Below are 14,348 nucleotides of genomic sequence, written 5' to 3' on the forward strand. Positions count from 1 at the left end.
GGCGTCATGCCGCCCGCCGGCTGCGGGGGTCGAGCTCGTCTCTGGCGACATCGGCCAGCACGTTGAAGGACAGCGCGGTGACCGCGATGCCCAGGCACGGGAACGCCGCCAGCCACCAGGCGCCGAGGGTGATGAACCGGCGGGCGTCGTGCAGGATGGTGCCCCAGCTGGCGTCCGGTGGCTGCACCCCGAGACCGAGGAAGGAGATCGCCGCTTCGATCTCCACGGCGATCGCCACCGCGAACGCGGCCTGCACGATCAGCGGGGCGCTGATGTTCGGCACGATGTGGCGCAGCAGGACGGTCCGCCGCGGCGTGCCGTAGGCGCGCGCGGCCTCGATGTAGCTCTCCCGCAGTTCGGCCAGCACGCTCGCCCGGGCGACCCGGGCGAACAACGGAATGAAGACCAGGCCGATCATGCTGGAGATGAGCAGGGTCTTGTCGGCGCTGGCCAGGCGGGCGCCGACGATGGTGGTCACCACCGGCACCAGCACCAGCAGCGGGAACGCCAGGATGACGTCCATCGCCCGCATGATCAGCCCGCCGCCGAGGTTGCCGGCCCACAACGCGGCGAGCAGGCCGAGGGTGGCTCCGGCGAGGGCGGCGATCGTCACCGAGACGATCGCGATGACCAGGGATACCCGGGCACCGGCGAGGAACCGGCTGAACACGTCGCGGCCGAACTGGTCGGTGCCCATCCAGTACTCGCCCGACGGTGGCTGCAGCGACCCACCGGGCATCGCGTCGGCCGGATGCGGTGCCAGGAGCCCGCCGAAGGCCGCGACCAGCAGCAGCATCACCACCACGGCCAGCGAGAAGGCACCGAGCGGACGCCGGGCGATCGCGATCAGCAGCCGCAGTCCGGCGCGGGACCGTACGGAGTCGAGCAGTTTCGTCCGCGCGGTCCGGCGCGCCGGTGGCGGCGGCACCGGGGTCGCCCGGACAGGTGTGGTGGTCATCGTCCACCGCCTTCGTAGCCGGCCCGGATACGGGGGTTGAGCACCCCGTACAGCAGGTCGATCAGCAGATTGATCAGCACGAACACGGTCGCGACGAACAGCAGTACGCCGATCACGATCGGGTAGTCGCGGCTGTCGAACGAGTCGATCAGCAGGCTGCCCAGCCCGGGGATGCCGAACACGGTCTCCACCACCACGGAGCCGCCGAGCAGCGAACCCGCGATCACCCCGAGGACGGTGACGACCGGCAGCAGCGCGTTGCGCAGCGCGTCGTACCAGGTGACCACCCAGCCACTGACCCCGTACGCGCGGGCGGCGGAGACGTAGTCCTGGGCCAGCACCTCGATCAGGCTGGCCCGGCACATCCGGGCGACGAGCGCGATCGGCGGCGCGGCGAGGGCGAACGCCGGCAACAGACTGTGCTGCAGACTGGCCACCGGATCGTCGGTGAACCGGACGAACCCGCTGTAGGGCATGACGTTGGTCAGGTACCAGCCGAACAGCAGCACGAAACCGATGCCGATCACGAAGCCCGGCACCGACATGCCGATCAGCGAGACGGCCCGGACGGCGTGGTCGACGACGCTGTCGCGCCAGACGGCGGCGGCGACGCCGAGCGGGATGCCGATGGCGATGGTCAGGACCAGCGCCACCAGGGCGATCTGGGCGGTGACCGGCAACCGGTTGGCGATCAGTTCGGTGACCGGTGCCCCGGAGGCGTAGCTGGTGCCGAGGTCGCCACGCAGCAGGTCGCCGAGCCAGGAGAAGTACTGCACGACGACGCTGCGGTCCAGGCCGAGCTGGCGGCGCATCGCTTCGACGGCCTCCGGTGTGGCTTCCAGGCCGACCCGTAGCCGGGCCGGGTCGCCGGGGGCGAACCGGAGCAGTCCGAAGGAGAGCACGCTCACCATCAGCAGCACCGGCACGGACACGGCCAGCCGCGCGCCGATCAGTCTGAGCACGACGTCACCACCCTTCCTTCTCCGCCACCGGGTCAGCCGGCGACGTCGGCGGCGAACTCGGCGTAGGCGCGGGCCGGGTCACCGTCGCCCTGGGGGTCGAGCACCGAGGCGGGGGAGAGGATCGGGACGTCGACGCCGGCCTCGCGGAACGCGGCGACCCGTTCCCGTACGTAGGACCGGGGGCCGGCGATCGCGACCTGGTCGATGCCGGCGTCGCTGATGCTGCCGTCGGGCAGGATCTCGACTCCGCTGGCCTGGTACAGCGCCCGGTAGAACGGGAAGCGGGTGTAGCGCGACACGAACGGCCGGATGATGTCGCGGGCGCGGTCCCGGGACTCGTCGACGATGACGTTGACGATCGCGTAGACCTTCGCCCGGGGCGCGTCCGCCGGGCGGTTCGCGGCGAGCAGCGCGGCGACGTCCGACGCCCGCGAGGCCGAGGCGTGGCTGAGCACCACCCCGTCGGCGGCGGATCCGGCGAGCTTGCACATCGGGTCGCCGAGCGCACCCAGGATCAGCGGTACGTCGGCGGCCTCCCGATGTCCCCATGGCAGCGGTAGCCCGGTCACCTGGAAACTGGGGTTGCGGACCTGGATCGGCGCGCCACCGGAGGTCAGGCAGGCGCGGAGTACCTCGACGTAGCGCCGCAGGTAGGTCAGCGGCCGGTCCATGTCCAGCCCGAGGCCGGCGACGTTGACCTCCTGGTGACCGGTGCCGAGGCCGAGCACGAACCGTCCACCGGTGAGGTCGGCGACGTTGGCCACCGCCATCGCCATCTCGTACGGGTGGTGGAAGTAGACGTTGGACACAGCGGTGCCGAGGGTGATCTCCGGCCCGACGACGCTGGTCAGCGCGGCGGCGGTGGAGAAGATCTCGCTGTAGGTCTCGGTGAGGAAGAGATGGTCGAACGGGCCGCCGGCGAGTTCGGCGCTGATCCGCACCAGGTCTCGGGGACCCCGGTGCCGGGGGTAGTAGAAGATCGTCCCGAGGTCTGCGGTCATGGTCGCCTCTCGTCCGTGGAGGGGTTGTCGATGCGTACGGGTCACCTGGTGGGTCCGCCGGTGCCGCTGGCGGACCCACCAGGGTCGGCGGTCAGCCGAGCCCGATCTCCGGCACGTTGTGCAGCCAGGCCAGGTTCGACGGCGTGTAGTTGGTCAGGTCCTTCGAGAAACCCTCGGTGTACTGGGCGCTGACCAGCTGGATCTGGCCGAGGGTGACCAGGTCGTACTCCTGGACGGCCCGCCATGCGGCGGCCGACGCGTCACCGGCCGGCGTCTGCTGGGCGGTGGTGAGCAGTTCGTCCATCGTGGGGTCGCTGAACCGGTTCCAGTTCGGTACGGACGTCGAGTGCAGGCCGATCGCCGGGTAGTCGGGGGCGAATCCGGCGGTGACACTCACCGGTGCCGTGGTGAGCAGCAGGTCGTACTCCTGGTCGAGCAGCCGGGGCACCATGGCACCGAACTCCATCGGCTCGATCTCCACCTCGATGCCGACCTTGGCCAGGCTGGACTGGATGATCGCCGCCGCGTCGACCAGCGCGGGCAGATTGTTGACCACGAAGTTCAGCGGCTCGGTGGGCGCTGTGGTGGCGTCGTCGAGGTGGCCCTGCGCCTGGGCCGTGTCGGCGCCGTCGCCGTAGAAGTTGCCGAGCTCCTCGTCGTGGTAGCGGGAACCGTACGACAGGTAGGTGGAGGCGGACCGGGCGGCGCCGTCGTAGACGGTGTCGATGATCGCCTTGCGGTCGACCGCCCAGGCGATGGCCTGGCGTACCTCGGCGTCCGCGGTCGGCCGTCCGGCCTGCATGTTCGGGTACAGGTAGACCCGGGTCACGTTGCCGGTGGCGATCTCGGCCTGCTGACCGGAGTCACGGACCAGGTCGAGCAGGGCCGGGGCGAGTTCCGGGGCGATGTGGCTGGTGCCGTTGCGCAGGTTCGCCACCCGTGTGGTGTCCTCCGGTACGACGTGGAACTCGACGGCCTCCAGAGCGGGTGCGTCGCCGTAGTACGTCTCGTTGCGTACCAGGCGGATCTTCTCGCCGGCCTGCCAGGACTCGAACGAGAACGGTCCGGTGCCCACCATCTCCCGGGAGAGGTTGTCGTTGGGCTGGTAGCCGGCGGCGGCCGAGACGATCGGCACCATCGCGAGCTTCTCCGGGAAGTACGTGTACGGGTTCTTCAGGGTGAAGGCGACCGTCTGGTCGTCGGTCTTGGCGACCTCGGCCACGGCGGAGACCGCCGACGCCCACACCGAGGCGTTGTCGGTGTTGCGGACCTGCTCGAAGGTGAAGATCACATCGTCGGCGGTGAACGCCTCGCCGCCGTGCCAGGTGACGTCGTCGCGCAGACTGACCGTGTAGGTCAGGCCGTCGTCGCTGACTTCGGGCAGCTGCGCGGCCAGTTGCGGTTCGACCTCGGTGGTCTGCTCGTTCCAGTCGTAGAGGCTGTCGTAGACCATGCGGTAGACCCGCTGGGCCGGGGTGTCGTTGAGCGACAACGGGTCGAGCGTGCTCGGTTCGGAGAGAACGTCGATGCGCAGGGTGGTGATCTCGGCCGTGGTCTCGGCCTGGTCGTCGCCCGAGCCGCAGGCGGCGAGGACGAGACTGCCGGCGGTCAGCGTGGCGAGTACGGCGGCTCTGCCGCCGCCGTGCCATCTGGGGCGTCGCCGGTTTCCGGCGCGTCCAGCCTGAATCATCGCAAGACTCCTGTCGATTATCTTCGCCAAGAAAAGGCGGACAAATGTTGGAACGTCGGTGAGGAACGGGTTCGACAGTGCTGAGAAATCCCGTAGCGCGGAGACGGTCGGTCGATCCGTGCGGTACGGGTCGGTCAGGAACCCTGCTCTGTGGGTCGGGTCAGGGCTGTCGGGTAAAGCCGACGGTAACGGGCGGGTCGGTGACGATCCGGGTGTCCAGGAATTCCCACCACTCGTCCTGGCTGACCCTTTCGTGCTCCCAGGACGTGTCGCTTTTCAGGGTGGCCAACGCGGCGCGGTACTCGCCCCATGCAGCCTCGTTCCGGAAAGCCGCCCAGTTCTCGATGACGTAGACGTCGCCGATCACGCTGTAGTACCAGCGGACGGATTCCACCATTGGCAGGTCGTCGTAGAAGAATCGTTCCCGCTGTTCCAGCCAGGACCAGAACTCGGCCATGTGCTGCCGGGCCCGCGCGGACAGCTTCATTCGGTAGACCAGGTAGATCATCGGTTCACATCCCGTCGCCGTCCCACCGGCCCCGGGAGCGGCTGCGCACCGGCAGGCTCGACAGGATCGGTCCGGGGATCGGATCGCCAGCGGTCCATTTGCGGCCGGCTCCCCAGTTGTGGGCGTGCTCGCCGGTCCGCTCGTCGGGGTGGGCCAGGCTGTCGTGCGGCGCGCCCCAGTCCGCCGCCGGCGGCTCCGGACGGTCGTGGCTGTGGTCGTGGTCGTGCCCGTGGCCGTGGTCGTGCCCGTGGCTGTGGTCGTGGCTGTGCCCGCCGGTCGGCCCGTGACCGCCCTGCAGGTTGGCCGCGTCCAGCGCCTTCGCGATCGCGATCATCGACGGGTCGGGGCCGAGGCCGTGCGGGACGAACGGGTCGTCCGGCGCACCCTGCTCGTTCTGGAACTTCCACGCCTGCTGCAACCTGTCCAGGTCCGGAGCGGTACGCCAGGGCTGGGCCAGATCGTGGCTCGACTGCGACCAGCGCAGTGGCCGGTCGGTGCCTTCCGGGCCGTAGTTGATCCCTTCACCGCCCCAGCGGACCCACTCGTTCTGGGTGTACCAGTTGAACAGCTCCCCGTCGGAGCGCAGCAGCCAGGTCGCGCCGCCCTCCATGGAGGTGAAGTGGCCGTGTTTGACCCGCGCCGGCCGGAAGAAGTAGGTCCCCAGGTCCAGGGTGCCGAAGTTGTACTCCATGTGCCCCTGGGTGGTGTACGCCTCCTCGTAGCAGGGGTGGTGGGCGAGGCGGTGGTCGGACCAGCCCTCCTCGGCGTACACCAGCCGGGTGTAGAAGCCGGTGACCGGGTCGACGTGCAGGTACTTGATGAACAGGCCGGGCATCGGACCCGGGTTCGGCACCGCGTCGAAGGTCATCGCCTCGGAGTCGATGACGATGACGTCCTCACGGGCGGCCGCCCAGCGGGGTGCGGCGAGCGAGTCGACCGGGTCGAAGCCGGCGTCGCCGTACTCCCGGTAGTGCAGGACCCGGGTCCCCTCGGCGAACCGGACGGCGTCGGCCGGCACCCCTCTGGGCAGGTAGAGGTAGCCTCCCTTGCCGATGGTGCGGTCGCCGTAGGTCAGCGCGCCGTCGAGGACGTAGAACTCGGTGTTGGCGTGGTGGATGCCGGGGCCTCGGCCCCAGTCGGTGTGGAAGTCGACGCGCAGCGACGACGAGCCGTCCTCCTCGTCGACGGAGAGTCGGCGCTCACTGGCCCGGCCCTCGCCGCCGGGCAGCTCGGCGGCGTGCCAGACGTAGTCGTCCTCCTGGATCAGTTCGACGTGCGGTCGCACATCTGCCTCCTTGTGGCGGTCGGTCGACGGCGGGTCGGTCGGGCGTGTGCGGCAGCGCTGTGCTCAGCGCCGCTGGGCGATGTCGAGGGTCCGTTCGGCCTGCCGGACCACGGCGAGGTCGACCATCCGGCCGTCGGCGCCGACGAAGACGCCGGTGCCCTCGGCCAGGGCCGACCGGTACGCGCCGACGAGTTCACGGGCCCGCGCGACGGTGTCGGGGTCCGGGTCGAAGACCGCGTTGACCACCGGGATCTGGGCCGGGTGGATGCAGGCGCGGCCGACGTAACCCATCCTGGCCAGTTCCCGGGTCGACTCGGCCAGCGCGGCGGGGTCCCGGTAGTCGGTGCTGACCGGGGCGACCGGCGGGTCGATTCCGGCGGCGGCGCTGACCAGCACCAGGTGGGTCCGGATCGGGGCCCACTGTCGGCCGTCGGGGCTCGGGTCCAGCCCGATCTCGGCGGCCAGGTCCGCCTCGCCGATCTGCAGCCGGGCCACCCGGGGGGCGCGGGCGATCTCCCGGGCGTCGAGGATCGCGGCAGCGCTTTCCAGCAGTGGTACGACAGCGATGGCGCCGGGGCGCAGACCCTGGTCGCGTTCCCGGGTGGTGAGCAGTTGGTCGACGGCGGCCACCTCGGCCGCCGATTCGGTCTTGGCGAGCACCACTCCGGTGATGCCGGGCAGGGGCAGCGCCGTCAGGTCGGTGTGGCCGTCCGTGCCGGGGTTGATCCGTACCCAGATCTGTGGTCCTGGGGTCCGGTCCCGCGCGGTGAGCCAGGCCGCGACGGTCTCGCGCGCCCGGTCCTTGCCGCCGGCGGGTACGGCGTCCTCGAGGTCGACGATCAGTGCGTCGGCACCGCGTCCGCCGGCCCTGCGGAGCTTGCCGGGATCGTCTCCGGGCACGTAGAGGTACGACCGTGAAACCACGCTGACCTCCTGATTCCGCCTTCTGGAACGCTGTTTCGCTGAGACTAGGGACGCGGCATGCTGCCGTCAAGACTGGTCTTTGACGGCTGTCTCGGCGAAGATCTAGGGTCTGATCGGAAAGCCGTTTCGGACAACGGAACAGGAGAGGGGGTGGTGTCCGTGCCCGACGGACCGCTCGCCGGCATCCGGGTGCTCGACGTCTCGACGATCCTCGCCGGGCCGCTGGCCTGCCAGATCCTCGGCGACTTCGGTGCCGACGTCATCAAGATCGAGCACCCGGTCGCGGGCGACGGCATGCGGGGACACGGCCCGGCCAAGGCCGGCACCCCGCTGTGGTGGAAGGAGATCTCCCGCAACAAGCGCACGGTCGGGCTCAGCCTCTCCGCCCCCGACGGCGCCGCGTTGTTCCGGCGCCTCGCCGCCAGCGCCGACGTCGTGGTGGAGAACTTCCGCCCCGGCACCCTGGAACGGTGGGGGATCGGCCCGGACCAGCTCACCGCCGACAACCCCGGACTGATCCTGCTGCGGATCACCGGCTTCGGACAGACCGGACCGTACGCTGCCCGCGCCGGCTTCGGCACGCTCGCCGAGGCGATGAGCGGCTTCGCGCACCTCACCGGCCAACCCGACGGGCCACCCACCCTGCCCGCGTTCGGCCTGGCCGACTCGATCTGCGGGATCGCCGCCTCCTCGGCGGTGTCCATGGCGCTGCTCGCCCGCGACCGCAACGGCGGCCAGGGCCAGGTCATCGACATGAACCTGCTCGAACCGATCATGACCGCGGTCGGCCCCGGCCCCACGGTCTACCAGCAGCTCGGTACGGTCGGCGGCCGGCACGGCAACCGATCGGTCAACAACGCCCCCCGCAACACGTACCGCACCGGCGACGGGCACTGGGTGGCGATCTCCACCAGCGCCCAGGCGATCGCCGAACGGGTGATGCGGCTGGTCGGCCACCCCGAGGTCATCGACGAGCCGTGGTTCGCCGCCGGACACAGCCGGGCCCGGCACGCCGACCTGCTCGACAACTACGTCGGCGACTGGATCGCCGCCCGAACCCGGGAACAGGTCCTCACCGCCTTCACCGAAGCCGGCGCCGCGATCGCCCCGATCTACACCGCCCGCGACATCGTCGAGGACCCGCACGTACGCGACACCGCGATGCTGGTGACCGTTCCCGACGACGACCTCGGCCCACTGCTGCAACACAACGTGCTGTGGCGGATGTCGCGGACCCCGGGGGCGGTCCGGTTCACCGGGCGGGACATCGGTGCCGACACCGACGAAGTCCTCGGCGACGAACTCGCCGTACCCGCAGAAGTCCTGGCCGACCTGCGGGAACGCCGCATCGTGCGGTGACCCGGCCGACCCCGTCCCGGTGCCGCCACCGGCACCCCGGCACCCCACCGGCACCCCGGCACCCCACCGGCAGCCGCCGGCCGCACCCGGCGCCCCACCGACGCACCGCCCGCAACCCCGACGCACCGCCCGCAACCTCGACGTACCGTCCTCAACCCCGACGAGGAGACATGACCACCGACATCAGTCCACCGGCCATGCCCCTGAACGCCCCGGCCAGCGTCCTGCTCGACGCGGCCCGCGCCGGCCTACGGGTGATCGACCTCGGTCGCCGCCTCACCGTCGGGATGCCGCAGTCGCCCAACCACCCCGCCTACTGGCACAGCCTGCCCCGCCGGCACGGCGACACCGTGCGAGCCGACGGCGGATCCGCCGCCAACGACATGATCGTCATGGGCACCCACGTCGGCACCCACATCGACGCCCTCGCCCACGTCTCGCAGGACGGCCGGCTCCACGGCGGCCTGCCGGTCGACGCGGCCCTGTCCGGTGGCCGCTACGACCAGCTCGGCGTGCACACCATCGAACCGATGGTCCGTCGCGGCGTGCTGCTCGACGTACCGGCCACGCACGGCGTCGACCGCCTCGACCCCGGCTACGAGATCACCGAAGCCGACCTGACCGCCACCGCCGAGCGCCAGCAGATCGACGTCGGAGCCGGTGACGTGGTGTTGCTGCGCAGCGGCTGGGGGCAGCACTTCGACAGCGGCGACCGGCAGTCGTTCATGGGCCTCGACTGCGGGGTGCCCGGCGTGGGAGAAGCCGGCGCCTACTGGCTCGCCGGCCGCCGGGTGCACGCCGCCGGCGCCGACACCATCGCCTTCGAGCGGCTCGCCCCCGGCGCCGGGCACGGACTGCTGCCGGCGCACCGGGTGCTGCTCGTCGAACACGGCATCTACCTGATCGAGACCATGGACCTGGAACGACTCGCCCACGACCGGGTGTACGAGTTCCTGTTCATCTGCGCGCCACTGGCCCTGTACGGCGCCACCGGCTCCCCGGTGCGCCCACTCGCGGTGGTGACCGGTGGCTGAACCCCCCCTGGCCCAGCGGATCGCCGACTTCGCCGTCGCCGCCGCCACCGACGGCGTACCGCCGCCGGTGGCGGCCAGCGTCGGGCACCGCATCCTGGACATCCTGGGGCTCTGCGTCGCCGCACACCGGTTGCCGACCAGCGCCGCGATCGTCGCCTACGTCCGTGACCAGGGCAGCCACCCGCAGGCCACCATCGTCGGTGCCGGCGAGCGGGCCAGCGCGGCCCACGCGGCGCTGGCCAACGGCGTACTGGCGCACTCCCTCGACTACGACGACACCCACCTGCCGTCGGTGCTGCACCCCAGCGCCGCCGTCGTGCCGGCCGCCCTCGCCGCCGCCGAGCACGCCGGCGCCGACGGCGGCCGGACCGTGCGGGCGATCGCCGCCGGGCTGGAGGTCGCCGTCCGGCTCGGCATGGCCGGCTACGACCGCGAACTCGGCAACTCGGTGTACTTCGAGCACGGCCAGCACGCCACCTCCATCACCGGGGCGATGGGCGGCGCGGTCGCCGCCGCGCTCATCTACGGCGCCGACGCCGACGGCGTACGGCACGCGCTGGGACTGACCGCGTCGATGGCGGCCGGGGTCATCGAGGCCAACCGCACCGGTGGCACCGTGAAGCGACTGCACTGCGGGCTGGCTGCCCAGTCCGCGGTCACCGCCGCCCAGCTGGTCGCCCACGGCTTCACCGGCCCGCCGACCGTGCTGGAAGGTCGGTTCGGGTTCTTCCAGGCCTGGCTGCACGGCCGGTACTTCCCCGACGAGGTGACCGTCGGGCTGGGCGAGCAGTGGTCGGTGCCGGACATCTTCTTCAAGCCGTACCCGGCGAACCACTTCACCCACGCCGCGATCGACGCGGGCCTCGCACTGCGCGCCCGCGGCGTCCGTCCGGCCGACGTCGACACGGTCACCCTGGCCGTGCCGACCGCCGTGATCCGGACCATCGGCGAACCGATCGAGGTCAAACGCCGCCCGGAGACCGGCTACCAGGCGCAGTTCAGCGGACCGTACGCGGTGGTGGCCGGGCTGCTCGGCGGCGGCGGCCTCGGCGTCGGACTGGACGACTTCACCGACGACCTGGCACGGGATCCGCTCCGCCGGGCGCTGGCCGCCCGGGTGAGTCTGGTGCCGGACGCCCGCTGCGACGCGATCTACCCGCACCAGTTCCCGGCGATCGTCACCGTGCGTACGACCAGCGGCGAGACGCTCGTCGAGGAGGTGCTGGCCAACCGGGGTGGCCCGCAGCGGCCGCTGAGCGACGACGAGTTGGCCCGCAAGTTCGGTGACAACGTGGCCGGCCGGCTCGACGCGGCAGCGGCCGGGACCGTGCGCCGCGAGGTCGCGGCGCTGGCCTCGGCCAGCAACGTACGGGCGGTTCTGGCGCCGTTGTCGACCTTCACCACCAGCAGCTAGGAGAGGCACGATGGGCCAGCTGGACCTGATCATCACCAACGTCAAGGTCGTCCTCGACGACCAGGAGCAGCCGCAGGACCTGGACATCGGAGTCTGCGACGGCCGGATCGTGCAGCTGGCACCCGGCCTGGCCCGCGCCGCCGCCGCAGCAGCTGGCGACGGCCCGGCTGGACCGGCGGGCCCGGCTGGCGACGGCCCGGCTGGCGACGGCCCGGCTGGCGACGGCCCGGCTGGCGACGGCCCGGCTGGCGACGGCCCGGCTGGCGACGGCCCGGCTGGACCGGCGGGCCCGGCCAGGGACGGCACGCGGCCCGGCCCGCGCGTCGTCGATGGTCGGGGTCGGCTGGCGTTTCCCGGCGTCGTCGACGCCCACCAGCACTGGGGCATCTACCGGCCGCTGCCCGACGACGCCTACAGCGAGAGCCGGGCCTGCGCGCAGGGTGGGGTGACCACCGCGCTGACCTACATGCGGACCGGGCAGTACTACCTGAACAAGGGCGGACCGTACGCCGACTTCTTCCCCGAGGTGCTGACGGCCACCGAGGGGCGGGCGGTGGTCGACTACGCCTACCACCTGGCTCCGATGAGCCAGCAGCACATCGAGGAGATCCCGATGCTGGTCGGCGAGCACGGGGTGACCTCGTTCAAGGTGTTCATGTTCTACGGCAGCCACGGCCTGCACGGGCGCAGCCAGGACCAGAGCGCCTTCCTGATGACCCCGCCCGGGGAGCGTTACGACTACGCCCACTTCGAATTCGTGATGCGCGGGATCGAGGCGGCCCGGCAGCGGTATCCCGAGCTGGCCGACAGCATCTCCCTGTCGCTGCACTGCGAGACCGCCGAGATCATGAGCGCCTACACCAAGCTGGTGGAGCAGGACCCGGAGCTGAGCGGTCTGGCGGCGTACCACCGGTCCCGGCCGCCGCATTCGGAAGGGCTGGCGGTCACCATCGCCGCGTACCTGGCCCACGAGACCGGTCTGCCCACCATCAACCTGTTGCACCTCAGTTCCCGCAAGGCGGTCGAGGCGGCCCTGCTGATGGCCGACGCGTTCCCGCACATCGACTTCCGGCGTGAGGTGACGATCGGGCACCTGCTGGCCGACTGCGACACGGCGCACGGCATCGGCGGGAAGGTGAACCCGCCGCTGCGGCCACGCGACGACGTCGAGGCGCTCTGGGGGTACCTGCTCGACGGCCGGATCGACTGGGTGGTCAGCGACCACGCCTGCTGTCGTGACGAGCTGAAGTTCGGTGCCGACCGCGACGACGTGTTCCTGGCCAAGTCGGGGTTCGGCGGCGCCGAGTACCTGCTGGCCGGGATGGTCAGCGAGGGCGGCCGGCGGGGCCTGCCGATGAACCGGGTCGCCCAGCTGACCGCCGGTAATCCGGCCCGGCGCTACGGTCTCGGCGCGACCAAGGGCAGCATCCGGGTCGGGCTCGACGCGGACATCGCGCTGGTCGACACCGGACGCACCTGGACGGTACGGGCCGCCGACTCCGCCTCGGCGCAGGAGTACACCCCGTTCGAGGGGTTCGAGCTGACGGCGAAGGTCACCGACACGTTCCTGCGCGGCCGCCAGATCATGATCGACGGTACGGTGACCACCGAGCCGACCGGGCGTTACCTGGCCCGGCCGACGTCCTGACCGACCGGTGCGCCGGCCGACGTCGCGGTGGTCGACGTCCTGGCCGGCTGCGCGCCGGCGGACGTCCTGGCCGCCGGCGCGGTGGTCGGTCGGCCGGCGCGGGCCGGTGCGGGCCGGGCGGTCGGCTAGGCCGGCTGCCCGGATCCGGCTTCGCTGAACCAGTCGCCGGTGCCGTACGGGTCGGCCAGCGGCTGCGAGCCGTGCTCGTGAATGATCCGCCAGACGCCGTCCGAGGCACGCCGTAGCCCCCAGGTCATCCGCATTCGCAGCTCGCGGTCCTGCGGCCCGCCGGTGAAACGGCAGTCGACGACGCCGCAGACGAAGGCGACGGTGTCGCTCTCGTGCACGTCCGGGCCGTCAGCCCAGCGCCAGTCGAGCAGCCGGATCGGTGAGTCGAAGTAGCGTCGCCAGCCCTCGTGGACCCGGTCGCCACCCCGGTTGGTCCACCGGGGGCCCTCCAGGAAGACGTACGTGTCCGGTCCGCCGTCGAAGCAGTCGAGTACGCCGTCGAGGTCACGCGCCCGGAGGGCGTCGAGCATCTGCGCCGGGGTGTCGACGGCCGAGCGGGTGGGGGTGACGGGCATGGCGGCGTCCTCGCTCTCGGTCGACCTGCGGTCCAGCGCTGGAACGCCGTTCCATTATCCCGTCGAGGGCTCGGTTTGACCAGCCCGGACGGTGGACCCACGCCCACCGCACCGCTCGGAGAAGCGCGCGGCCACCTCCAGCACGGCGTCGCGGCACACGTCGAACTCGTCGGAGAACCGCTCCATCGGCCCGCAGACGCTGATCACCGCGAGCGGCACCCCGTCGTGGCCGAACACCGGTGCCGCCACCGATGCCGCGCCCTCTTTGCGCTCAGCCGCCGACCTCGCCCAGCCCTGCGCCCGGACCTGGGCCAACTCCTCCCGTAGGCGCTGCACGTCGGTGACCGTCAGCGGCGTCACCGCCTCCAGTTCCGACGCCGCCAGGTACTCCTCGATCCGTGGTGCCGGCAGGTAGGCGAGGAACGCCCGCGACGACGCGCCCGCGTGCAACGGGTACGGCTCGCCGAGGTTCACCGACATGATCACTTCGCGGGCGGGCGTGACCTGGTCCACGTACACCCGGTGCCGGGCACCGGCCAGGACCGACAGCGTCGCGGTCTCATTGGTCCGGTCGCGCAGTTCCTGCAGGTACGCCCGACCCATATGGCGTACGTCAATGCGCTCCAGGTACCGCAGACCCAGCCGTAGCGCCTCCACCCCGAGCGAGTAGCGGCGGGTGTTCTCGTCCAGGGAGATCAACCCGCGACCCCGTAGTGACGCCAGGACCCGGTGCACCGCGGCCTTGGACAGCCCCAGTTCCTCGGCGATCTCGGTGACACCAAGATCGTCGCCGGGCAGCCGACCGAACAACAGCAGTACGTCCGCCGCCCGCTCCACTGCGGCGATGGTCGCACTGGACGCCTCGGTGGCCTTGTCCCGGCCGGTGGAGTCGGGCTCGGACCGCGCTTGTCGGGGCAACACACACAACTCCTCGCTCAGCCGGATTTGATGAATCCGGCTCGCTGATTTCCCCTGGCGGAA

At 71.3% G+C, this 14,348-nt stretch carries 13 protein-coding genes; 4 read left to right on the plus strand and 9 right to left on the minus strand.

Annotated elements, in window-relative coordinates; translation table 11 throughout:
• Window positions 1–4: 4 nt before the first annotated feature.
• The 7 genes from O7608_RS11945 to O7608_RS11975 form a co-directional block, all read right to left on the minus strand.
• Entirely contained in the window at window positions 5–958 is a 954-nt protein-coding gene (locus O7608_RS11945) for an ABC transporter permease (protein WP_289210017.1), read from the minus strand.
• Window positions 955–1,920 carry an ABC transporter permease gene (locus O7608_RS11950; RefSeq protein WP_289210018.1) on the minus strand — a complete coding sequence of 322 codons (966 nt, stop codon included), beginning with the start codon at window positions 1,918–1,920 and terminating at the stop codon, window positions 955–957. Before O7608_RS11950 ends, O7608_RS11945 begins: the two co-directional genes overlap by 4 nt.
• A 32-nt stretch (window positions 1,921–1,952) precedes the next feature.
• A complete protein-coding gene (locus tag O7608_RS11955; RefSeq protein WP_289210019.1) occupies window positions 1,953–2,921 on the minus strand; it encodes an LLM class flavin-dependent oxidoreductase in 969 nt (322 codons plus the stop codon).
• 91 nt (window positions 2,922–3,012) lie between these two features.
• Complete coding sequence (locus O7608_RS11960; RefSeq protein ID WP_289210020.1) at window positions 3,013–4,611, minus strand: ABC transporter substrate-binding protein; 1,599 nt, start codon at window positions 4,609–4,611, stop codon at window positions 3,013–3,015.
• A gap of 160 nt (window positions 4,612–4,771) precedes the next feature.
• Entirely contained in the window at window positions 4,772–5,119 is a 348-nt protein-coding gene (locus tag O7608_RS11965) for a hypothetical protein (RefSeq protein WP_289210021.1), read from the minus strand.
• Window positions 5,120–5,123: 4 nt separating this feature from the next.
• On the minus strand, window positions 5,124–6,404 hold the full coding sequence (locus tag O7608_RS11970) for a DUF4437 domain-containing protein (protein ID WP_289210022.1): 1,281 nt from the start codon (window positions 6,402–6,404) through the stop codon (window positions 5,124–5,126).
• A gap of 63 nt (window positions 6,405–6,467) precedes the next feature.
• Window positions 6,468–7,328, minus strand: coding sequence for an HpcH/HpaI aldolase/citrate lyase family protein (locus O7608_RS11975; RefSeq protein ID WP_289210023.1), 861 nt, complete (start codon window positions 7,326–7,328; stop codon window positions 6,468–6,470).
• A gap of 153 nt (window positions 7,329–7,481) precedes the next feature.
• Here O7608_RS11975 and O7608_RS11980 point away from each other — a divergent pair, with 153 nt between their 5' ends.
• The 4 genes from O7608_RS11980 (at window position 7,482) to O7608_RS11995 (ending at window position 12,783) form a co-directional block, all read left to right on the plus strand.
• The gene (locus O7608_RS11980) at window positions 7,482–8,687 is read left to right on the plus strand and encodes a CaiB/BaiF CoA transferase family protein (protein ID WP_289210024.1); all 1,206 of its coding nucleotides are present in this window, start codon (window positions 7,482–7,484) and stop codon (window positions 8,685–8,687) included.
• Between the two features lie 170 nt (window positions 8,688–8,857).
• Complete coding sequence (locus O7608_RS11985; RefSeq protein WP_289210025.1) at window positions 8,858–9,721, plus strand: cyclase family protein; 864 nt, start codon at window positions 8,858–8,860, stop codon at window positions 9,719–9,721.
• Entirely contained in the window at window positions 9,714–11,135 is a 1,422-nt protein-coding gene (locus O7608_RS11990; protein WP_289210026.1) for an MmgE/PrpD family protein, read from the plus strand. Before O7608_RS11985 ends, O7608_RS11990 begins: the two co-directional genes overlap by 8 nt.
• A 10-nt stretch (window positions 11,136–11,145) precedes the next feature.
• Window positions 11,146–12,783, plus strand: coding sequence for a dihydroorotase (locus tag O7608_RS11995; protein WP_289210027.1), 1,638 nt, complete (start codon window positions 11,146–11,148; stop codon window positions 12,781–12,783).
• A gap of 125 nt (window positions 12,784–12,908) precedes the next feature.
• Here O7608_RS11995 and O7608_RS12000 read toward each other — a convergent pair whose 3' ends face one another.
• Both O7608_RS12000 and O7608_RS12005 read right to left on the minus strand, forming a co-directional pair.
• Window positions 12,909–13,367: a YybH family protein gene (locus tag O7608_RS12000; RefSeq protein WP_289210028.1), complete on the minus strand. Its 459-nt coding sequence runs from the start codon at window positions 13,365–13,367 to the stop codon at window positions 12,909–12,911.
• A 54-nt stretch (window positions 13,368–13,421) separates the two neighbouring features.
• The gene (locus O7608_RS12005) at window positions 13,422–14,288 is read right to left on the minus strand and encodes an IclR family transcriptional regulator (protein ID WP_289210029.1); all 867 of its coding nucleotides are present in this window, start codon (window positions 14,286–14,288) and stop codon (window positions 13,422–13,424) included.
• Between the last annotated feature and the right edge of the window lie 60 nt (window positions 14,289–14,348).

The organism is Solwaraspora sp. WMMA2056, assembly GCF_030345095.1.
In the GTDB taxonomy this organism is placed as follows: domain Bacteria; phylum Actinomycetota; class Actinomycetes; order Mycobacteriales; family Micromonosporaceae; genus Micromonospora_E.